The organism is Vibrio sp. S9_S30, assembly GCF_014694455.1.
Classification (GTDB): domain Bacteria; phylum Pseudomonadota; class Gammaproteobacteria; order Enterobacterales; family Vibrionaceae; genus Vibrio.
Genome location: NZ_JAAUWT010000092.1, coordinates 1 through 1,151, shown reverse-complemented (window position 1 = coordinate 1,151; position 1,151 = coordinate 1). Strand labels below are relative to the sequence as shown.

Below are 1,151 nucleotides of genomic sequence, written 5' to 3'. Positions count from 1 at the left end.
GCTTCAAAATCCGGCTAACCTAATTGGTTTTTAAAGCTTATTGAAACTTGGTTTGCGAGGATTTTCCACCTTGATTTAGGTTAAGGAATCGAACTTTCCAGCACTTTAAGCCAGCTATTTTCGATAAACTTACAACCCTTAAACTTTCAAAGCGCTATAACGCCCAATTAAGGGGTGAAGCACGCAATACCGAAGCTGCTGCATACCGCCTTAAACACCAAAACTAACGCATAGTAAAAATGCCACGCGTGCTGAATCCCTCTTAAATTGTTTGTTAGCTTTTTTTAGCCAACTTGTACCAATGGTTCTTACCTTTGGGGCGCACGATTTTCTCTAAAACCACATCACCTACTTGAGAACGCTTATTTAATACAATAGCTTGCAAGTCAGATACTAAATCCCCAAAGTTTAAACCTTGTTTTAAAATATAGTCAGGCTGAGTAAGCTCGGAATACAATTGAGGCTTAATATCTGACTTTTTATTAGGATGTAGAACCAGACTTACCTTTGCTTCTTCAAAATTATCTGCACCACTATGTGCAGCATAATTATGCCTTAGCTTCATAACCTGCTCATGTGTACCGACATGCTGCTCAGGGATAATTTTGGTTTCTAACTTAATTTTTCGCCCTTCACATGAGGTAAAGCACTTACCGTAAAAAGTTAATGCAGCAACGAATAGACCCTTTATAACGTTCATTTTGTTTGGGTCTTTTACTCGATCTAGCGGATTAGGTTGGAGTCGCTCGATTTCATTTAGCCAAAACATAACATTTCTGAGATCCTTTTCGATCAGAGTATATGCTGCGTATTGCTGACTAATCTTATCAGTCATTGAAACTTGAGGAGCAAGCTTTCGACCATAGTAATACTTGTTGTAACGTCCTTTATTTGGGTCAAATACTTCTTCAATAACCCAACCATCTGACATAACTTTTCTAATTTTTGTCCCTAAAGCCAAGTCTTCCTCCTAAAAGCTAACGCCCGCTTAAGCTGCTGACAACGCTATACAAAAGCTACCGCGTTACGCCTTAAACACAATTATCACTACAAACCTAAAATGCCACGCGTTGGCAGTCCGCTTGAAGCGTTTGTTAGAGCGTAACGAGTACACAAACTCACTTGGCAAAGAAGCACTTAGCTTGCATTCA

1 protein-coding gene is annotated in these 1,151 nt (G+C 39.4%); it reads right to left on the bottom strand.

Going from position 1 to position 1,151, the window contains the following annotated elements; translation table 11 throughout:
* Window positions 1-274: 274 nt before the first annotated feature.
* Entirely contained in the window at window positions 275-961 is a 687-nt protein-coding gene (locus HC752_RS24180; protein WP_190337729.1) for a hypothetical protein, read from the bottom strand.
* Between the last annotated feature and the right edge of the window lie 190 nt (window positions 962-1,151).